Annotated in this window: 22 protein-coding genes; all 22 read right to left on the minus strand. The window is 49.0% G+C overall.

The features are described 5' to 3' along the window. Window positions 1–7 precede the first annotated feature (7 nt). A complete protein-coding gene (locus tag C1714_RS12230) occupies window positions 8–355 on the minus strand; it encodes a hypothetical protein (protein WP_102343508.1) in 348 nt (115 codons plus the stop codon). A 14-nt stretch (window positions 356–369) separates the two neighbouring features. Then, window positions 370–2,109 carry a JAB domain-containing protein gene (locus C1714_RS12235; protein ID WP_167850063.1) on the minus strand — a complete coding sequence of 580 codons (1,740 nt, stop codon included), beginning with the start codon at window positions 2,107–2,109 and terminating at the stop codon, window positions 370–372. After that, window positions 2,096–2,221: a hypothetical protein gene (locus tag C1714_RS14610; RefSeq protein ID WP_280952032.1), complete on the minus strand. Its 126-nt coding sequence runs from the start codon at window positions 2,219–2,221 to the stop codon at window positions 2,096–2,098. The genes C1714_RS12235 and C1714_RS14610 overlap by 14 nt, the downstream gene beginning before the upstream one ends. A gap of 64 nt (window positions 2,222–2,285) precedes the next feature. Further along, window positions 2,286–2,984, minus strand: coding sequence for a DUF4366 domain-containing protein (locus C1714_RS12245; protein ID WP_102343511.1), 699 nt, complete (start codon window positions 2,982–2,984; stop codon window positions 2,286–2,288). Beyond that, window positions 2,974–3,228 (minus strand): DUF4315 family protein, encoded by a 255-nt coding sequence (locus tag C1714_RS12250; RefSeq protein WP_102343512.1) that lies wholly within the window; start codon window positions 3,226–3,228, stop codon window positions 2,974–2,976. Before C1714_RS12250 ends, C1714_RS12245 begins: the two co-directional genes overlap by 11 nt. Before the next feature lie 10 nt (window positions 3,229–3,238). Next, entirely contained in the window at window positions 3,239–5,017 is a 1,779-nt protein-coding gene (locus C1714_RS12255; RefSeq protein WP_210115343.1) for a C40 family peptidase, read from the minus strand. Continuing rightward, window positions 5,007–7,448, minus strand: coding sequence for a VirB4-like conjugal transfer ATPase, CD1110 family (locus C1714_RS12260; protein WP_425349062.1), 2,442 nt, complete (start codon window positions 7,446–7,448; stop codon window positions 5,007–5,009). Before C1714_RS12260 ends, C1714_RS12255 begins: the two co-directional genes overlap by 11 nt. Beyond that, window positions 7,378–7,803, minus strand: a complete 426-nt coding sequence (locus tag C1714_RS12265) for a PrgI family protein (RefSeq protein WP_102343685.1) — start codon at window positions 7,801–7,803, stop codon at window positions 7,378–7,380. The genes C1714_RS12260 and C1714_RS12265 overlap by 71 nt, the downstream gene beginning before the upstream one ends. A 12-nt stretch (window positions 7,804–7,815) precedes the next feature. Continuing rightward, on the minus strand, window positions 7,816–8,682 hold the full coding sequence (locus C1714_RS12270) for a VirB6/TrbL-like conjugal transfer protein, CD1112 family (protein WP_102343514.1): 867 nt from the start codon (window positions 8,680–8,682) through the stop codon (window positions 7,816–7,818). A 19-nt stretch (window positions 8,683–8,701) separates the two neighbouring features. Continuing rightward, complete coding sequence (locus C1714_RS12275; protein WP_102343515.1) at window positions 8,702–8,914, minus strand: Maff2 family mobile element protein; 213 nt, start codon at window positions 8,912–8,914, stop codon at window positions 8,702–8,704. A 235-nt stretch (window positions 8,915–9,149) separates the two neighbouring features. Continuing rightward, window positions 9,150–9,506 carry a hypothetical protein gene (locus tag C1714_RS12280; protein ID WP_102343516.1) on the minus strand — a complete coding sequence of 119 codons (357 nt, stop codon included), beginning with the start codon at window positions 9,504–9,506 and terminating at the stop codon, window positions 9,150–9,152. Between the two features lie 211 nt (window positions 9,507–9,717). Beyond that, the gene (locus tag C1714_RS12285; protein WP_102343517.1) at window positions 9,718–10,866 is read right to left on the minus strand and encodes a glycosyltransferase; all 1,149 of its coding nucleotides are present in this window, start codon (window positions 10,864–10,866) and stop codon (window positions 9,718–9,720) included. A gap of 62 nt (window positions 10,867–10,928) precedes the next feature. After that, window positions 10,929–12,740, minus strand: coding sequence for a VirD4-like conjugal transfer protein, CD1115 family (locus C1714_RS12290; protein ID WP_102343518.1), 1,812 nt, complete (start codon window positions 12,738–12,740; stop codon window positions 10,929–10,931). Beyond that, a complete protein-coding gene (locus tag C1714_RS12295; protein ID WP_102343519.1) occupies window positions 12,737–13,225 on the minus strand; it encodes a PcfB family protein in 489 nt (162 codons plus the stop codon). The genes C1714_RS12290 and C1714_RS12295 overlap by 4 nt, the downstream gene beginning before the upstream one ends. 14 nt (window positions 13,226–13,239) lie before the next feature. Next, the gene (locus tag C1714_RS14485) at window positions 13,240–14,628 is read right to left on the minus strand and encodes a DUF5688 family protein (protein WP_245305133.1); all 1,389 of its coding nucleotides are present in this window, start codon (window positions 14,626–14,628) and stop codon (window positions 13,240–13,242) included. Between the two features lie 19 nt (window positions 14,629–14,647). After that, a complete protein-coding gene (locus C1714_RS12305) occupies window positions 14,648–15,184 on the minus strand; it encodes a hypothetical protein (protein ID WP_102343520.1) in 537 nt (178 codons plus the stop codon). A gap of 93 nt (window positions 15,185–15,277) precedes the next feature. Further along, the gene (locus tag C1714_RS12310; RefSeq protein WP_102343521.1) at window positions 15,278–16,195 is read right to left on the minus strand and encodes a ParB/RepB/Spo0J family partition protein; all 918 of its coding nucleotides are present in this window, start codon (window positions 16,193–16,195) and stop codon (window positions 15,278–15,280) included. Next, complete coding sequence (locus C1714_RS12315) at window positions 16,152–16,979, minus strand: ParA family protein (RefSeq protein WP_102343522.1); 828 nt, start codon at window positions 16,977–16,979, stop codon at window positions 16,152–16,154. Before C1714_RS12315 ends, C1714_RS12310 begins: the two co-directional genes overlap by 44 nt. Further along, on the minus strand, window positions 16,976–17,836 hold the full coding sequence (locus tag C1714_RS12320; RefSeq protein WP_102343523.1) for an ATP-binding protein: 861 nt from the start codon (window positions 17,834–17,836) through the stop codon (window positions 16,976–16,978). The genes C1714_RS12315 and C1714_RS12320 overlap by 4 nt, the downstream gene beginning before the upstream one ends. After that, window positions 17,833–18,600, minus strand: coding sequence for a helix-turn-helix domain-containing protein (locus C1714_RS12325; protein WP_210115345.1), 768 nt, complete (start codon window positions 18,598–18,600; stop codon window positions 17,833–17,835). The genes C1714_RS12320 and C1714_RS12325 overlap by 4 nt, the downstream gene beginning before the upstream one ends. A gap of 107 nt (window positions 18,601–18,707) precedes the next feature. Then, the gene (locus tag C1714_RS12330; RefSeq protein WP_245305134.1) at window positions 18,708–19,469 is read right to left on the minus strand and encodes a protein-ADP-ribose hydrolase; all 762 of its coding nucleotides are present in this window, start codon (window positions 19,467–19,469) and stop codon (window positions 18,708–18,710) included. Then, window positions 19,456–20,649 (minus strand): helix-turn-helix domain-containing protein, encoded by a 1,194-nt coding sequence (locus C1714_RS12335; RefSeq protein WP_102343525.1) that lies wholly within the window; start codon window positions 20,647–20,649, stop codon window positions 19,456–19,458. The genes C1714_RS12330 and C1714_RS12335 overlap by 14 nt, the downstream gene beginning before the upstream one ends. Between the last annotated feature and the right edge of the window lie 6 nt (window positions 20,650–20,655).

The following is a 20,655-nucleotide window of genomic DNA, read 5'->3' on the forward strand; positions in this document are numbered from 1 at the left end:
CCTCCTTTCAGCGTTCCGGTTCGAGTGCCATCTTATTATTATCTGCTGTCCGGATACTGCTCATTCCTTCTGCCTGCCGAATGGAATCCAAAACAGATGCTCTCCGATCTGAACGTTCATAGGATTCCAGTTCGTTCAGCAGAGAAGATGCCTCTCCAAATAATTCATCATCCGGTTCCATGTCCTCTATTGCTTCGTGCAGAAATGATTGAATCCCTTTTGCATCCCCTTGCAGAAGATCTGCTTTGATCTGTTCAAATCCTGCCTCCCGGTCATCCATAGAATCCATGTAACCGTAAGGATCGAAATCATATGCAAACTGATCCAGGCGCCGTGCCAGTTCGTCTGTCTTCATTGGATCACCTCCCTCTAGCGCTCCGGATCTCTGACTTCCCGCTTCATGCTTTTTACCGGATCCAGTTCAAAGCTCTTCAGTTCTTTCTCTGTCAGCGGACGATTGTATACCACATCGCCATATCTGCCGGATCCTTCATCATCGCAATACTCCAGCCCTTCTCTGGGCACGGCACCGGGTCCCGGCGGACGATGATTGCATTGATAGCGGTACTCTTTCGGCTTCTCTGTATTTTCAGCGACGGATAACTGCTGCAAGGCCCCAAGGACAGACGGCTGCTCAGCTGTCTGCTGAATATCAGCCTCACGCTCCTTCATCAATGCTTCCAGCTGTGCATCGATTCTGGTGATCAGATCACTTGCGGTGCTGCGGATCGTCTCCAGAGACGCTTTCAGCTCGGCTGTTTCCTTCCCCGAAGACCAGCCTGCGATATAGGCAAAGGAATAATCGGAAGTATCGATTCCATAGTGCTGGCAGATGGTATAAGCGACGCTCTCCGCCTCTACTTCTTTGGTCTGACTGTTCTTCTCTTTCCCGTCTGCTTTCATCTTTTCCAGGGAATGCAGGGTGGCGTGCGTCATCTCGTGGATCGCCGTCTTTACAGTCTGCGTTTCGCTCATTCCTTCCTGAATGGCAATCCTCTGATCGACTACCTGGTAATAGCCCTTTGCTCCGCCGGCGATTTCTTCAAAAACAATCGGTACCGGCGAAGTCCTCTTCAATGCTTCAAAGAACAGATCAAAGTCCTTCACCTGACCGGAAAGCTCATCCACGCCAAGTGTCTGCAGCTCTTTGCCTTCTGTCTGACTGACATCAAAGACGGTTGCCACACGGAAGGCTGGTCGTTCAATCTCGACCGTTTCCTTGACCGGTTGGCCGTTGGCATCCAGAATCGGTTTTCCGGTTGCCGGATCTTTCTTCTCCTGTTCTGCCTTCACCTTATATGGCGATGGTGCAATGATCCGGATCCCCTTCTCTCCCTTGCGGACCTGCCGACCGAAGTTCCGCTTCCATGACTGATATCCGGCTACCGAGGTGGCATCCGGTCTCTGCATGGCAATCAGGATCGTATTGTTCAGCGAATAGTGATGGAACTTGGACATCGTAGAGAGCCATTCTTTGTATTTGTCACTCTCAAAGATCTCCTGCACGCCCTTTTCCAGCTGATCCGTAATCTCCTCGATCGGCTTCTTCTTTGCCGGTGCAGCCTCCTGCTTCAAAGCTGTAAATCCTGCCGACGGTTCGGCAACTCCCTTCAGATCGATGTCATCCAGAGAAACTCTTTCCGGTGCGGGCGGAATCTTCAGGATGTCATGTTCCATGAAGGAGAAATACCGGTCATCATTGCCTATGATGATGTGGTCCTGTACCGGCGTTCCCAGCAGATCACAGATCTTCTGCAATCTGGCTGTCACATCGATATCCTCCTGGGAGGGCATCAGGTTCCCGCTTGGATGGTTATGGAAAAGCATGACCGATGACGCATTGGACAGGATTGTGCTCTTCAGAATTTCTCTTGGATGAGCAAGGGAAGCAGTCAGCGTACCGACTGACACAACATTGACGTTGATCGGCTTCATGTCATTGCGCAGATTGACAACGCAGAAGACTTCCCGATCATACTTCTTCAGGGTCTCTACAATGATCCGGACGGCATCCTGCGGACTGGTGATCGGCTCTGAAGAATACAGAGGCGGTTCCTTCACCATGCGGATTCCTACCTGTTCCAGCTTGTATTCTTTAGCTGAACGCATCGGCATCACCTCCGATCGGGATCACCAGGATCACAGATTCTTCTGTCATAGGAAGATCGTCGCGGATTGTACCGGTTGTCGAGAATTCAATCAGTTCATCATCTTCATTCATAGGATCTCCTTTCTCCTGTCCTGAAGGAAAGACAACGGGCGGTCCAACAACCGCCCGCATCTTCTTATTCATCCTCTTTGGATTCTTCATCTGCGCCATCATCTGTTTCCTCCGGAAGATCATATCCGTCATCGTCTTCGTTATAGTCCGCGTCCGGATCCGGCTGCTGTTCTGTCTTCTGTGTTTTCTTCTTCATTCGAATAGCAAAGAATCCGACAACACCGATCCCTGCCAGCATGACGCAGACAGCTGCCGGGATCCAGTTGATCGGTTTCTTCTCCTGTACTGTCGGCGTTGTTTCCGATTGACTCGCCGCTTCAGCAGCCTCCTTCTCTGCCTGTTCTTTAGCGGCTTGTTCTGCCGCTGTCTTCTCTGCCTCTTCCTGGGCTTCCGCGTCCAGAATTGCCTGAGCATCCTTATCATCCATCAGCGCCAGCAGATCCGATTCATCGACTGTATTCAGGAAATGAACCGTGTTTTCTCCCTGATCATCGCGGTCGATGATGATGTAGAAATAGTTGCCGTTCTTACTGACAACAGTGATGAACTGCTTGCCGGTCTTTTCGGAAGTAATGTCATCCACCAGCGTCATATTTCCTTCCGGTGTCAGGGGAGGAAGGCTTTCGTCTTCCTCCGGCTGTGTTTCTTCGGTAGTACCGGTATCCGCAGATTCATTGGTCTGCGCATAAGCGGGGATTGAGGTGCAGCTCATCATTAATGCGCTGCAGCATAATAAGGTACTCAGCATTCGCTTAATCTTCATTCTGCTTACCCTCCATGACATCTTCCGGAATCGCTCCCTGCGGGATCGGATCCTCCGCCATCTTCGCCAGCAGTCTTTGCAGCTGGTCCGGTGTCAGATTCGCCGCATGGACGATATCACTGATTTCGGATTTTTCCTGTTCCGCATACTGTGCTTCCAGTTCCTGAATTCTTCTTCCATATTCTTCATAGCGGGCTCTGGTCTTCTCCAGATCCTCGCCGATCTTGTCTAATTTCCTGCTCATTTTTTCCTCCTTACTCACTTGGTAATCGACCGTAACAATAAAAGTGCGCTCTGAAATACGATGAATTAACGGATGCATACTGAATCGGATTGCCGCAGTGGATCATCATGCCGTCACCGACATAGATGCCGACATGACTGGCACCCGACGTATCGTAGGTCCCCTGGAAAAAGATGATGTCCCCGGGTTTCGCTTCGCTTGCCGGAATGATCCGCAGCATCTGCCTCAGTCCCTCCGCCGTGGTTCTGCCGACGTTCCAGCCATTGCCGCTGTGGTTGATCACCCAGCAGACAAAACCGGAACAGTCAAAGCTGGTGGAAGGTGACGATCCGCCCCAGACATAAGGGTATCCAAGATACTTGGTCGCTTCCCGCATCATGTTGGCAAACTTCACATCGGACAACGCTTCCGTGTTCAGCGTGTAGTTCAGTCCCGGCGTATCGCTTGCATAGATATCGTCTTCAAAGAGATAGGAGCGATTGCCCTTCGTCTGCATCAGGATCTGATACCGTTCCTGCTGATCGTCCGTAAGCCTCGAATTAGCAACGACCATCTCCAGGCTGTTATTCGTCAGCTTGACATGCAGAATCTTGTACTCATACGGAACCTGAACCTCATATTCGTACTCTTCCTCTTCTTCCGTAATCTCTCCGGTTTCCGGATCTTTGTGTTTCTTTGTTCTGGTTCCGGTTCTGGTTTCTGTCCGGTAACGGATCTGCACCTCTTCCCGTGTGGTCAGCTTATACTGGGCATCGAAGATCTCTCGCAGTTTTGCCTGAACCTCATCTCTGGTGTAATCCTCAAAAAGGACCGTCAGATAGGAAGTCAGAACATACGGATTGTGATTGATCTCCGCCAGATCATACTGGTATTCGTCATAACCGGGATAATCCGATTCGATCCGTCCGATCTGCGCCTGCAGGTCTGCCTCCATCGCTTTGTAATCGTTATTTGCTCCACGGATATCCTCATCTGTCGCGGTATAACTGGTAGCCAGGATCGTCGCTCCCGGATTGCCGGAGAGCGCGGTACAGGATGAGAACGTGCTGGTCACAAACATCAATACCAATGCCAGCAGTCCGCAGGTAAGAAACGCTCCCGGATGTTCCGACAGAGTTTCAGCCGCCGATCCGAACAGTTCCCTGATCTTTTCCGTAAATGTTTTTGTGCTCTGTACTGTGGCTGCCAATCCGGTCTTCTCACCGGTTCTGGCAGCCTGATACTCCGCTTTAATGGACTGCCTCTGCCGCCAGCGGGAGAACCAGTTTGCTGTATTCTCCTTCGGCTGCTTTGTAGTTTCTCTCCTCTCATGAAGTCGGGAAGCATATCCGCTGGTCACCGGATTCTGAGTTGTTTTACCAGCTGCACCAGCGGTCTCCACTGTTGCTTCTGCATTTTCAGCAGCCTTTTGCGCTGTTTTCTCTGCAGCACTTGCTTCTTTCTTTGAAGCATGGAGCTTCTGACCATACCGGACACGGCTGACCGTATCCCGAAGTGCATAGGATCCTTCTTCAGCCATCTCTGTACTGCGGTTGACGGCTTCCGTACCAATATTGTCATCCTGGTCCTGCTTTTCGATCTCTGCATGCATGCGCTGCGTCAGCACTGCCGAAGATACATGGGAAGTCTTCTTCGGTTCCGATTCTTTTTTCTTTCCGAAACGCAGCTTATTTCCTTTGGGATCTGTACCTTTAAATCTGCTTTTCTTTCTGGTATAGCCGGATTCATTCGGAAGAATGTCCGGCTGATCCGGAGCTGCATTCTCCGGATTGATCTTCTTATCCGGCAATCGCATCACCTTCCTTTTCTATTTCATTTGGTTTGGTCGTCATGATCCGGTACAGTTCCAGATCCTGCGGGAAGTGATCAACAAACGGCAGAATCACGTTTCCGTAGAACAGCAGTCCTTCGCCTTCACCGGAATGCGTCACATAGGAAAGCTGATGCGGTGAAATATTGAGCTGCTTGGCCAGGATCTGCCTGTCACCCTGCGCCTGGTTCAGCATGTAGATGAAATCCGAGTTCTCAAAGATATTTTCTACCTCCCGGCTGGAAAGCAGGTCCTTTACGTTCTGCGTAATGCCGGTCGGAATGCCGCCCCATTTGCGGAATCTCTTCCAGATCTCGACGGAATAGCTGGCTGTCTGCTCTTCCTTAAGCAGCAGATGAAACTCGTCCATGTAGTAGCGGGTTGCTTTTCCAGCTTCCCGGTTGGCAGTGACTCTGCCCCATACCTGATCCTGTACAATGAGCATGCCCAGTTTTTTCAGCTGTTTACCCAGTTCCTTGATGTCGTAGCAGACCAGGCGGTTATTGATATCGACATTGGTACGGTGATTGAAGAGGTTCAGTGAACCTTTGACATAGATTTCCAAAGCCGTAGCGACATGTCTGGCTTCTTTCTCTTCCTGACGGAGCAGGACGTCATACAGATCCTCCAGAACCGGCATATTCTCAGGTGACGGGTTATCGAAATATTTCTGATAGACCTGATGGACACAGCGGTCGATGACCGTCTTCTCCACCGGCTGCAGACCTTCCTTGCCGCCTACGATCAGCTCGCAGAGAGACAGTATGAAGTCCGCCTTGAGTGCCAGCGGATTGTCTTCTTCCGAATAATTGCTGTTGATATCCATGGGATTGATGTACTGGGAACTGGAAGGACTGATCTTGATGACCTGCCCTTTCAGACGGTTGACCAGCGGAGAATATTCCGCTTCCGGATCACAGATGATGATGTCGTCATCCGTCACCAGAAAAGCATTGGTGATCTCACGCTTGGCGCTGAAGGACTTGCCGGATCCCGGTGTGCCGAGGATCAGCCCGTTAGGATTCTTCAGCATCTTGCGATCTACCATGATCAGGTTATTGGACAAAGCATTCAGTCCGTAATAAAGAGATTCTTTCCCATCCTGGAAGAGTTCCTGCGTGGTAAACGGTACGAAGATCGCCGTGGAGCTGGTCGTCATGCCTCGTTCGATCTCGATCTGATTCATGGCCAGCGGCAGGGAACTCATCAATGCCTGTTCCTGCTGGAAGTCCAGCCGGCGCAGGTTGCAGTTGTGCTTCTGAGCAATGGAGGATGCCTGGAAAATGTTATTGTCCAGCTCCTGTTTTGACATCCCGGTATTCATGATCAAGAAGGTAAGCAGGAACATACGCTCATTCTGACTCTGCAGTTCCTGCAGCAAGGCTTTCGCGTCTTTGCCATACGTCGCCAGATCCGAAGGAATGATGTCCATGTCATACCCCGAACGCACTGCTTTCTTCTGTTCTTCGATCTTGGACCGATCCAGTTCCGTGATCGTATGCTTGACGGTCTTGATCGCCTCATTCTGATCTACTGAGCGGATATGCATGGATACAACCTGACTGGATTCCATATCGAGAAGATCCTTCAGCAGCTGATCGGAGAGATCCGATGCCGTGATAGAGAGATACGACATTGCTCCATAGAGCGGTCCCATGCGGAATGTCCTGCCGCCTGGGAATGAGAAGGACGTCGGTGCAATGAAGTCCTTGACCGAAAGACCGGATTCAACCAGCCATTTCCACTCAAATGCAAATCGGTCCTTATCGCCCATGTGGAACATGTCATGCATGACCTTCAGGCGTTCCTTTCCATCCAGAACGGTTGCCGTCACGCCGAGCCGGCGGAAGTTATTAAGCAGATCCGTCTGGATATGGATCAGCCGCGGCTTTGCCTGCTTGATGGATTCTGCCTCGATGCCGAAAGTCAGATACTTTGTCTTGGTCAGACCGTTGTTGCCCTGTGCCAGCTGGGTCCGCAGCATTCTGGAATACTCCTCACGGACATCATCGAACCCGTCTTTCCTGAACGGAATCCGGATGCTTTTCTCAAAGCTCGCAGCATCCGTCGCCATATTCATGAAGGAAAGCTGGAAGTGCACGGAGCTGTCGAAGAAGTTCAGGAAGGAACACCATTCCTCAAAGATGGCTGTCTTGTCCTCCTGCTGTGCCAGCTGATAATTGATGTCCTGAAACTGTATGGTTTTTGTGTAGTAGTTCTGTCCGCACCGGCAGATACCGTCCTGGAACATCCGGTCGATCGGGATAGTCTGCTGAGCGGTTTGCGGGATCCCGTCATCCTTTTTCGCACGGGCTATGATCTTTTCGACCTGTTTACGGTCACTTGCACTCAGGCTTTCCGGCAGCTTTACCGTCGCCTTTTCTCTTTTTCGCTTCTGCACGAAGAACAATCGCGTTCACCTCCTGTTCCGCCTCTGCCATGCGCTGCAGGGCTGCGTAGTAGTTATCTGTCTGATACGGTCTGTCTTTGGGTCTGACGAACTTGGCTTCGATGAAATGCTGCAGGATGACCTCCAGCGGCATACCGTCCCTTTCATACATGGCCAGAAAGAAGAACGGAAGCATGATGAGGATCATGCACATGGCCGCAAAGCTCATGTTCCCGGTCTTTCGAAGCAGGAAGTATGCCGGAACGCCGATCGCCGCAGCGATGGAAAAACAGATCAGCTGCCGCTTCGTCAAATTGAAAAATATCTTGGATTTGACCTTGGTCAGGTCTCTTGGTACGGAAATGTAAGCTGACAAATTCATTCCTCCTTAATGCGCGTTGAACACCGATTTTGCCAGGCTTCCGGTCTTGAAGAGGGTGAAGCAGAGCAGAACCGTATACCCCATGACTCCCCAGATAGATGCCACGATGTCATTTGAGAATGAAATTCCCTGGATCAGCACTGCATAGATGCCGACGCAGATCATGATCAGAAAGCCCTGGAATCCCAGAGCAAACAACGATCGCAGATAGTTCTGCCCGATCTGGCTCTGCTCCCTGTTCCCGAATGTTGAGAACGGGATCGGCGCCAGACTTGTCATGAGGTAGATCTCAATCATGCGTCCGTAAATAATGATGAATATGATCAGAGACATGATCCGCATACCGAAGTTCAGCAGAAATGTCTGCAGATAAACGCCCAGAAGCGGACCGATTTCCATGGCTTCCAGCGTGTCCTGCATGCCTTCCAGTGCCGAACTGTCCACCGCAGTGCTGCCGCTGATGATTCCTCCGGCAGATGAGATAACATGCTGCGATACATCAAAGACTGCCATCGTGATCGTGAAGCAGTTTGTGATCATCATGACTGCCACAAACGTCTTGAAAATCCATTTGAAGAAGATCCATGTCTCGAAATTGGCCAGATTGTTATGGTCGATGATCAGCTGAATCAGCTCGTAGCAGGCAATGAACGTCAGGATAATGCCGGCGATCGGCACGATCACCGATTCCGATACTCCTCGAATTAAGGAAAAGACACCCGGCGAGAAACTCGCCGGGGTCGTCCCCACCTGTGCCGCGGCATCTCCAACCTGCTGGTTCACAGCATCGAAGATACCGGTCAGGCTGCTCATAATTCCGCCCACGAGCATTTCTTTCAGCCAATCCGTGATTTGCTGAAAGATCGTGTCCACTTAGAAGATCACCTCCCGATCAGAACAGTCCTGCGAGAAGCGGTACCAGGGTAGTGCCGATCAGCGCAACACCTCCGCCGGCCATCAGCTGTTTCATGCCCTGGGACTTGGCGCCAGGGTTGTCATTGCCATATCCTTCCATGAGGTTGACTGCACCCCAGATGCCAAGACCTGCACCGAGTGCGATTACAAGTGTCTGCAGTACTCCTACTGCGCTGGTGAAAAATGCCATATTCGTTTTCCTCCTTTTGCCGTCTCCTGCGGCCATAAAATATATTCCTGAATTCCAGCTCTGCCGGTGTCTCTCCGACCTCATATCTTTCTGTTGGTTTTGTCCGGTGACCGGTTCTCTGCTGAAACTGAGGACGAACTTGATGGGCAGTTATTTCTGCCCGGAAACAAAAATGCAGCCGAACCTTTTTTCTGTTCCGACTGCTTCTACATGAAATATTCTGCTGTACTATGCTTCATCTTTCGTTTTCTTTAGGCTTCTTTCTGTAGAATTCCACCATTTCCTTCAGCTGATGGTTACTGACGGTGGTCCGGGTATTCTCCCAGAGACTTCTCCCATCCGGTCCTGTACCGGTTCTGTGGGATTTTGTGACCGTCGTCTCGCCGTCCTCCGGAAGATCCACACATACCGCCTTGCCGTTCTGACTGTCATAGACAGAACCAGCCGGCACCACGAAGCTTGCCCATGGAGAACGGTCCTCCGGATCCTCATTTGGGATTTTTACCCGAACCAGTTCATTGCCGTTCCTGGCAGTAAACTCATCACCCAGAAGACCTCTTGCAAATTTGATCGTAATAACACTTTCGCTCATTGTTTTTCATCCTTTCTGATTTCATGAAATGTCTGATTCAAAGCCGTATGTCACATTCCTGTTATTCGAAGCGTCATTTCTCGATACGCACCACCTCCCTTCAGGGCAAAAAAAGATCCCGAACCATTTACGGTACGAGATCTTATTCAAAACATATGCAATCGTATGAGTGAAAAACTGTAAATGAATTGCATCTGAACCCAACATCTGCTCAGATCAAGTTCTTTAATAGCTTTTTCATCTTCTGCGTAACACTCAAGCTAGGAACTGGATTATCCTTTTTAAACTGAATATACTTCTTAGGATCATTCTCAACTAGTAGTCTTGCCGCATCCCAATTTTCAATTTTTCTATTCTTCCAATACGAACGAGCAGATTCAAATGCATCTAGTTGTAACATTGCATCGATCTTTTCTTCTAAACTCTTATAATCAGTTTCTGATTTTATTGGAAATTCGCGAACCCATGCTAACGACCAACCTACCAGTTCTGTATACATCATACTTTTTGCTGTTGGATACCACTCCTTATCTCGATATTTTTCGAGATTTTCAGCTTGATATACTTTAATGATATTTAGCTCATTCATGGCATTTATTCGGAATTTATTAGTTCCTCCGGTTGTCTCTTGATAAACGTACAAGCAATCTGGAACCACGACTGCATAAGTACATTTAGAGAGAAGATACATGTTTAATATCTCATCCTCACCCATAAAGGTTTTCGGAGGATTAAGTCCATCTAAATTCCTGATTAGTCCTTTGCTATAGAGCTTATTCCACACGTTAAGTGTCATTACACTTTTATCAAAATAACTACACAGGTATATAGGATATTGAGTTTCAACAAACTCTTCACCTTGTATTATTTTTACAGGGCCTTTAATGTGTTGGGGAACCCGTACATGGTTGTATTTTCGGTAGTATCCAAATTGAACTAGGTCAATATTTCTACCAGAGCTGTTATACCTTTCCAGATATGAAACAAGTTGTTCTATAGCGTGAGAGGTTGAATAGTAATCATCCGCATCACAAAGTAGAAAATATTCTCCTTTTGAACGCTTAATGCCATTGATTCGGGCACGAAGTGGGCCATTGTTTTCTTGTCTAACAATACATATTCGGTTATCTTCCTTACACATCTGCTCACATATCGCAGATGTAGCATCCGTTGAACCATCATCAACAACGATCACTTCAATGTCTTTATACGTTTGTCTTGTAATAGAGCGCAAACACTTCTCTATATTTTTTTCAGCATTGTATGCGGCAATCACTATAGAAATCAGCATAAATCTTTCACCATCACAAATTATTTTATTGCAGAAAAGCAGATAGACCAACTTTGTTTTACTATACATACCGCATAACGATATATGCAACAGAATCTTTCCGAAAATCGATAATGCTCTAAAATAATTAATTATCCGACATTTACAACTACATACTGATCATTCGGATGCAATTTTAATCCATGCTTCAGATGCTTCTCGATATCGAACATCAGCTTCTTATCGTAATCTCCGGTCAGCTTGTAATTGGGATGCTGCGTCAGGTCATATTTGTCTGACAGGAACGGCCGCACGCCGCGCAGCTGCAGGATGCACTTGTTGCCTTCCAGTACTGCCAGCTCATCAACAGACAGAAGATCATGACCAAGCTTCTGGTAATTCAGGGAATGCGATTCTTCCCGTCCCCGGCTCTCGCCGGTGTTGTACATGTCGATCGTCTCCTTGCCGAGCGACTGATTCAGCTCCTTCAATGTCGTCGGTTCGGTACCGCCGAGGAAGATCCTACTGTCCATATTTCCTATGATCGTATCCGCGTTGTCCTTGTAGATTGCCTTCAGCTGTGACTGCGCCTGCAGAAAGAGACAGGCGGAGATCTCGCGGCTTCGGATCGTCGCTACCAGCTTTTCTAGGTTCGGGATCTGACCGATATTCGCTGCCTCATCGATCAGGCACCGGACATGGACCGGAAGTCTTCCGCCGTAAACATCATCTGCCTTCTCGCACAGCAGGTTGAACATCTGCGTATAGATCATTGCAATCAGGAAATTAAAGGTAGTATCCGTATCCGACATGATGAGAAATAGAGCTGTCTTCCGATCGCCCAAGGTATCCAGTTCCAGTTCATCGCACATTGTGATGTCCCGGACCTCCTGGATATCAAAGGGAGCCAGCCTGGCACCGCAGCTTACAAGGATTGACTTCAGGGTCTTGCCGGCAGCGAGCTTAAACTTGCTGTACTGCCTCACCGCGAAATGATTCGGGTTCTTCTTTTTCAGATTGGCAAAGAGGATATCGACTGGATTCATGTAATCCTCATCGTCCTCCCGAACTTCCATGGAATTCAGCATCTCCAGCAGTGTCGCAAAGTTCTGTTCTTCCTTTGGAGCCTCATAATGGATATATCCGATCAAGGCACAATAGAGAAGTGTTTCCGACTTGGTCCAGAATTCATCACCTTCCTTCCCGTCTCCCTTAGTATTTGCGATCAGAGCCGTAACCATCTTCAGAATATCTTTTTCCGAGTGAATATAAGCAAAGGGATTATATCGCATCGATTTCCTGAAATTGATGGTATTGAAGACCTTGATCCGGTATGGTTCGTAGACGATCTTCCCCTGCTTATCTCTAATCGGTTTCCCCTTGTCATCCAGCTTCGGAGCGCCTCTTTTCAGGGCATTGCCGCATTCTGTCAGAACAGATCCCTTCGGATCAGTGACGACATAGGAAGAATGCATCTGAAGAAGGTTAGGTTTCAGCCAGAATCTTGTCTTACCGGAACCGGATCCGCCGATGATCAGGCAGTTCTTATTCCTGGCGTTGCCGGGATTCTTCGGCCGGTTGGACATCATCAGGCGCTCTGTCTTTGTCAGAATAATGTTGTTCTGAAAAACCGGATCTTCAAACGGCTCAATATCCTTCTGTGTTCCCCATCTGGCAGATCCGTATTCCGTGTTATGCCTGTACTTCTTCGCATTCTTCCCTTTGAGGTAGACCGCCAGCCGGAATGCTGCGGCACACAAAGCACCGATCAGCAGGTCAAACGGTGCAAAGCTGGGAAGCGGATTCGAGAATGCCGTCTGCAGTGTAGTCATCAGGCTCAGGACTTTCTCTGACGCATTCGCTCCTTCCGCCAGTCTCCATGCTTCTCCAAAATTCGTTGCAAGCAAACCTGCGATCACATAGGGAAGATTCAGGATCAACGCCTTCTTTGTTTTATTGCTCATAGGCTGTGTTCCTGTTCGTGGTGATGGACCTTTGCCGGTATTGCCGCAGCCTTTTCAACTAGCTTATGCAGCTGCTGCAGAAGACTTGGCGTCTTCTCCTTATTCAGCTGTTTTGCCGTCAAATCCTTCATGATCGCTGTCAACGCATCGGTATCCCTTGCTTTAAAGAAGACTGTGTATTTTGCCGGAATCTCCGATTTGTCCTTTACGACGGCGAAATCCACACCATACTTCTGTGCTGCCCGGCTGAAATCTTTGATCCGTACATCATCCAGAGGAATACTGGTAACGCCCTGATTCTGTCCGATCAGCTCTTTTACGGTCTGCTCTCCCTGAATGTGATCCGGCTTCGCTGCCTGTTTCATGCTCTTCACCCGATTGTGATGAGCCAGATACATGCGCAGACCGCTCAGGATTGCTCTGGCGCCTAGCCGTGTGGTTGTAATGGCAAGATTTACGGTTCTGTTCTCAATTTCCTCCTGCAATCACCTCACCTCCTTCAGCGGTCATCGATCTCCGGTGCAGGTTTCGTCTTCGGCTTATAGGACTCTTCCCGTTCATGAACCGCATCCTCCGGCACCTGAACTGCCATAATGCTGTGACCCAGCCGAATGAAAACTTCCGGTGAATAGAACTGATCCTCGAAATCCGAAAGCTGCTGATCCGTCAGAGAGCAGAAGTCATCTTCCGTGAGACCTGCAATCAGGAACGGTCCGGCAATAACATCTGAGATATTGCCATGGTCATCGTAGAGTGCGCGGTTCCATTCCAACCCGTTGAGCTTCCCTTCTTCATTGCAGATCAGCCCGACATTTTCGTCGAAGGGATACGTCACTTCAATATCCCCGCCGACTGCTTTCTGCAGATCTTCCAGATCCGTTCCGATCTGAATGTGCTGCGGATATTTCCCCGGTTCCACAAGAAGCACATCAATGGTTTCAGCAGCCTTCTGGACTCCCGTGTGTTCTGCAGCAATACGTTCTTCATAACCATGAGCTGTTTCAAAGATCCGTGCGTCTGCATCGTAGTGATAGGCATTATCCGTAAGACGATCCTCCGGTTCTACCTGTGTGGCATTGACTGTTTTGACCATATCTACCAGCCCATCAACATCCACTTCCGAAGTATCCTTCATGATCAGAACTTCGTGGATCGATGACGGCAGGAGATAGAAGCTCCCGCCCATCTTCTCAGCAGCCTGGTCCATGAAATCCGGATAAGTAATGACGCCGGCGCCGTTTACCGCTTTTTCATTCGTTACGACATAGAGCTTTTGTTGCCCGTCCGGATCGATGCTTTCCTCTTCCGGAATGCCGAAGAGCACGCTCTCCATGCTGTGGATGCTAGCCGGATGCATCAATGGTGCAAATGTCATCGCGTCATCATGAAGCTGTTCCGCCGTGATCCCGTAATTCCGCAGCATCTGATTGGTAACCAGGATGGTTGCGTTGCCATTAGACGTCTCTCCCAGATCGAACCGATAGACCATGGACATATCTTCCATTTCCTGATGCGGTACTCTGGAAAGCATTTCCTGATTCTTCTCTGTTGAGACGATCTGCACGGAGAGGCTGTGTTTCATCTCGTCGTAATTTATCAGTTTTCCGATATCCATATCCATCGAAAGCGACCGATCGAGAGCTTCGGATACGGCATCTCTGGCATCCAGCATCACATCATGATAAGGAACTCCGTTCTCCATCTCTGCAAAGAAGTTATGCATATCCATGTTGAAGCCGACATTTGTTCCGTCTCTTGTAAATTGCAGACCGTGGTAGGATTCACCCTGCATCTTCTGAATATCCGCAGTATCGACCGTTACTCCGGCTTCAGAATAATAATTCTGCAAATCATCTTTCAGCTTCTTCAGAAATTCTTCGTACTCCATCTGTTAACTCCTTCCTTATTTATTTGAGCCGATATACGTCTTTCTTCGCTGATCCGCAGAGAATCGTCCTTTTAACACAATTCAGATAATCGAGGAGCTTCTGGAAATCCTTCTCCTGGAATGCACGCAGCTCAGCACTTGGATCCATAAGGACAACCAACCCCTGCCCGAACAGATATTGGTGACCGCCGATCTCGATCAGATCCCCGATGCTGCAGGAAACCGCCATATCCGTATCGGGAATTTCAAAAATAACTTCATCGTTCTCCGTGAATGTTTCGTATTCCTCGAGTCTGCTGATCGGAACTTTCTCCGGCTGTTTTGCCGGATCGATAGAGATGGCAAAGATTTCATCCGGCGCCGGTACTTTATGCGACGGGGATAATAGTCTATCCAGATATGCTTCGCCATCGGGATCGTCTTCCTCAAAGTAATTACGGATGTCCCGGTCCTTTATTACATCGAGTAGCTCCTCTAATGTTTCAGCGATCCGGTAAAGCTGAACTGCGATATCAGCCTCCGGCGACAGGCCTGGTTTTGTATTCTGATTCATCATTTTCAAAATCTCCTTTCTGCATTTGGGTAAAAAATAAGCAGCATCCCTTGTGTGAGATAGCTGCGTGTTTCAAACCATATTCACTTGTCTGTTTCAGCGTTCCATATCTCTTTGCTGCTTGCGCTGCCATTGCTCCAGCAGCTGGATGATCTTTTCCTGCATCTGCTTTGTCGTATAGGACTTAGGGAAATACTTCCGGATCTGGCTCTGATCAAACACCACCCGATCCAGTGGTGCTTTCTTGTCCTCCGACAGCATGTCCTCCATCGTTTCCTGGGTCAGCTGCCCCTGCTGGCTCATCTTCTTCATGCGCTGGGCCTGGGAAAGAGAAGGTGCGATCTGTGAAGCTTCCATAGCCTCAACAAACATCTCCTGTTCTTCCGGCTTCAGGTAAGAAAGTTCAACAGCAGGATTGAAGGAAATCTTCTTCTCATCGACCATGTCCTGAAGTTCAGGGATAAGGTTAGTCAAGCGGATGTATCGTCTGACTGATTCACGGCTGACTCCATCATCCTCACCCACTTTTTCAGCAGCCAACTTCGACACAACTTGTGTAGAAGTTAAATCTGATCGCTCTCCCTGATGTTTCAAAGCCTCCAGCTTCATTTTGTAAGCTTTAGCCCTCTCACTCGGCAGGATTTCCTCACGCTGCAGGTTAGAATCGACCATCAGAATCGTTGCAGCATCGTCATCCATATCACGGACAATGACCGGCATTGTTTCTTTACCCGCCAGTTCCGAAGCATGGTGCCTTCGGTGCCCGGAGATCAGTTCATAGCCGCCTTCCGGTCTTGGTCTGGCAATCGCAGGAGTCAGGACTCCGTACTCCCGGATGCTTTCAACAGTTTTCTGCATTGCTTCATCATCCAGTACCTTGAACGGATGATCTTTGAAGGGATGCAGCTCGGAAAGCGGGATTTCCTGCACATGCTCTGTCGTATCTCTTTCTTCCTGTGTGGAGAAAAGGTCATCGACACTCTTCAAGCTCACGTTTGCGCCTTTTCTCTGCATTTATCATCACCTCCTTCGTGAGTTTTCCGTATGCATCGGCGACTTTTCCTTTCGGGTCATAGGCAAAGATGCTTTTCCCTTCGGCAGAAATCTCCGCAGCCCTGACCGATCTTGGGATTTCGGTCTGGAAGATCCTGATATGGCCTCCGTACGTATGCCGGATCAGCGAACTGATCTCTCTGTTGTAATTGGTCCGGTTGTCCACCATCGTCAGCAGCACGCCCTCAATCTTCAGCTTCGGATTGATCTGGCGCTTGACCTTGTTGATGGTTCCAAGAAGCTGTTCCAGCCCTTTTGCTGACAGATAATTTGGCTGCACCGGGATCAAGGCGCTGGTAGAAGAAGCCAGAGCATTGACCGTCATCAGGCCTAGCGACGGCATACAGTCCAGCAGAATATAGTCGTAATTGGACTTAATCCGATCCAGCAGCTGCTTCAGGATCCGCTCGCGGTTCATGGTATTGACCAGAGAAACCTCCAGACCTGCCAGTGAAATATTTGCCGGAATCAGATCAATACCTTCTTCGTGGTGAAGAATACCGGCTTCCGGATCGATCAGCGTCTCATCCATTGTGTAATTCATAAGCTCCGTCAGAGTGACCGGCAGATCATCCGGATTCGGGTGGCCTAGAGCAATGGTTAAAGACGCCTGAGGATCCGTATCAACCAGAAGGACTCGTTTTCCTTCCCTTGCCAGGCCAATACCAAGATTCTCCGCAGTGGTGGTTTTGGCTGTTCCCCCTTTCTGATTGACGATCGCAATAATTTCTGTACTGCTCTTCATCGGCGCACCTCGCTTTCAAACAGCATCTGCTTTGCCAGATCGATCTTCGCATCCCCGACTTTCTGCCGGCGGTCCGATCCTCTGATCTGGACCGGAGCACACATCTCCAGAAGACGGCTGTAGATTCTGGCATCGGCAACATCCTTCGGGCTGCTCAGTTCATCGATCGTCAGATTGGTCGTCACGATCAGTGGCAGGTTTGCTTTATACCGCTCATCGATGATGGCAAAGATCTGTTCACGGACATATTCGGTGCTCCTCTCCACACCCAGGTCATCAATGATCAGCAGCGGAAACTTGGAGAAATCCGAGATGTATTTGTATCTGTCTTCGGAGTACAGCGTGCCCATCTGGTTCAGCACCTTGGAAAAGTTCGTCATCAGCACCGGCACCTTCTGTTCGATCAGGGCATTGGCAATGCACGCTGCGATATAAGTCTTGCCGGTCCCGACTCCTCCCCAAAGAATCAGACCAAGATTTTTCTCTCTGACCTGATCCCATTGGTCCACGTACCGCTTCGCCATCCGGATGTCGTTGTTCTGTTCGGCATTCTCGAATGTCCAGGAGTAGAAATGCTGCTCCTGGATGCCATTCGCCTTTAACGAGGCAATGTACATGCGCTCCCGCTGTTGTCTTTCTTCCTCCTCTTCCCGTTTCAGCCGTTCCTCATCGCACCGGCACATACAGCGAACAAGGCGGACTCTGCCGCAAAACTCAAGCCGATGCTGCACCGGCTGTTTACAGACCTTGCAGTGAAGCAGGCCATCCTCGGCTTTATAGGTGCCCTCGGGGATCTCCTCCGGTTCCATCTTGTTTTGCTCTGCCATCGCTCCCAGAATCGCGTTTACCTCTGTCATAAGCTTCTCCTTTTCGTCGTTTCATATCTGTCCGGGCTATACGCAGGAGAAGCGGACTGTCGATAAGCCGGCTTCCTGCCGATATCCCTCCTGGACCATCTCCGGATCGTGACCAGATGATTTTTGTAAGACCTGCCGGTCGATGCCATGTATTCCGACAGATTGTCGATTCTTTCTGAGTAATCATCCGGGAATTCCGTCTTCAGCTTTTCCAGATCGTCATCACTCAGAAGGACATTTTCATACTGCCCATATCTGTGACGGGCGCTTTCTCTTCTCTCTTTCTTTGATTGATCCGTATTTGATGGATCAGTATTTGATTTTTCTGTACTTACTTCGTCTTTCTTTATTCCTGTCGGGTCCTCCAATACAGGTTCCGCCTGTACTGGATTTTCCTCCACAGGTGATTCCTCCACAGATGCAGCCTGAGCAGGAGAAGCTGGATTTGTATCGTCACCGTCGTCGTCACGCTGCGGTGTCTCATAGATCAGATATTCCGCGTCACCGAGCTGTCCATTCTCCCTGCGGGTGCGTCTGCGCCTCAGATACCCTGCCGCTTCCAGTTCCTTCAGGACGCTTCGGATGCAGTCAGGACCTTCCTGGCAGATCTCGGCAAGACCTTTGACGGAGTAATGCCATTCGTCCGGAAGGCTCAGGAAAATCGAGAGCATTCCTTTTGCCTTGAGAGACAGGTTCTTGTCACGGAGATGGATGTTGCACATTGTGGTAAAGTTTTTGTTTTTCTTCACCCGGAAGACTGCCATGAGTCATTCCTCCTTCCTTTGTCAGTATGTTTGGCAATAAAAAAACGGCCCCGAACCTTTTGCAGCTCGAGACCGTCTATCCCAAAATATTCAGTTACTTACTTTGCTTATTCACCCAGATAGTATTTATAGAACATCAAGTCAACATCTTTGAATACATTGAAGATGACCTTTATTTGGCTTCCGGATTCAGCCAGATATTTACGAACAGTTTCTACAGCGATCTCCGCTGCTCTCTGATTCGGGAACATGAATACGCCGGTAGAAATACAACATAATGCCAATGTCCTGATGTCGTTCTGATCGGCCAATTCCAGAATGGATCTGTAACAGGATGCCAACATCCGTTCATTTTCTTTTGTCAGCTTCCCCTGAACGATAGGACCTACCGTATGGATGATATACTTGCTCGGAAGATTAAATCCCGGCGTGATCTTTGCCTGTCCGGTCGGTTCCGGATATCCCTGTTCAGTAATCATTTTGTTTGTATAAAGCCTCAGCTCTACTCCGGCTTTCGAGCCAAGAATGTTATCCAAACAGTTGTGCAACCATTGGTAGCATCCGGTAAATCCAGAATTCGCCGGCAGCGTCACTGCATCGATTGCCAGTCTGGACATATCGCCTTGCCAGATATAGATCCTGTTGTCAGCCTTGATTGGTGTCAGATCTTCAATTCTTACGACACCTTCCGAAAGATTTTCTGCTGTCAGGTATTCATCCTGTATCTTCAGAAATTTATCAGAAATCGGATCCGGCATGCGGATATTCATAAGTCCTCTGAGCAGATCTTTTTGACCCTGTTCATCACCTGGTATCTCTACACCTGCAGCATCCGTTCTCTCATTCAAAAGATATTTAATCAGCCACACTCTCTGTTCTCCATGTGTCATAGATATCAATTCCTTTCATGACCGCTATTTCAACGATCTTGTCAAAGGATCGTCTTCCCGGTTTCCGGCATTTCTTATCGGTTTCCCATTGCCATACGGCTGTTGTGCTTACCCCGACGTATCGTGCAAAATCCTCGATTGTAAGCCCGCTCTCTTTTCGGATTCTTCTTACCCATTCAGCAGAATCTTGCTTCTGAATCAGTTCCGTAAATGGATCTTTATAGATTTCCGGATGTCCGTTAAGACTGTCCAGATCAATTCCGACCTGTTCGGCAGCTTTCTTGATCTCCGGAAACCAGACCTTTGTTGGGATACTGCCGCCAGTCTCCCATTGGCCGACAGTGCTGCCGGCGACGCCAATCATTTCACCGAACTGCTCCATATATAAGTCATGTTTCAGCCGAATGTACCTGATCTTATCACCGCAGTCCGTCTCGATAAACTCAGCATATTCATCCCTGTAGAAATCGGGATCTTCGTTGAGCTTGTTCATATCGATACCGACCGCAACTGCCGCATCTCGCAATTTGTAGAAGGTCTTCCGCAATGGTTTGCCTTTTCCGGACTCCCATTGACTGACTGCGCTTCCGGAATCAATGCATCCGAGCATCTTTGCGAAGTCATGCTGGAACATGCCATAAGCAGAACGGATATTCCGGACTTTCTTCGGAATGTCCGCCTTTATGAACCGCTCATAATCATCGATGCAGTATTCCTCATCATCGATCAGCTTCTGAAAGTCAATTGACTTATCTTCCGCCAGTTTTTTGAGTTTCAGGAAGCTGCTGTACTCCGGATGAATGTTGTGATACTCACATTCCCATACTGCAATATGGGCACGCTCCGTATCTGCCATTTCAGAGAATTCCGCCTGCGTGGCCTGATATTCATGCCGGATCCGCTTGATCCTTGCTCCGTAGCCGGGCTTGCAGAATCTTGTGTATTCGGTAAGCAGGTCTTCCGGATCAATGTTCAGAACTTCGGCCAATCTCACGGCATCCTCATAGAAAATCGGATTGAATCCCTTTTCCAGATTGACAATATACCAGAGATTGTCATGTCCGAGCTTTCGGCTCAGTTCCTCCTGGCTCATCTGCTTCAACTCGCGATAGTACCGCAGCTTTTCGCCGGGGCTTGCATGAACGGATGGTCCTGGCATTGAAAT

It is taken from the genome of Galactobacillus timonensis, assembly GCF_900240265.1.
GTDB classification, from domain to species: Bacteria; Bacillota_I; Bacilli_A; order Erysipelotrichales; family Erysipelotrichaceae; genus Bulleidia; species Bulleidia timonensis.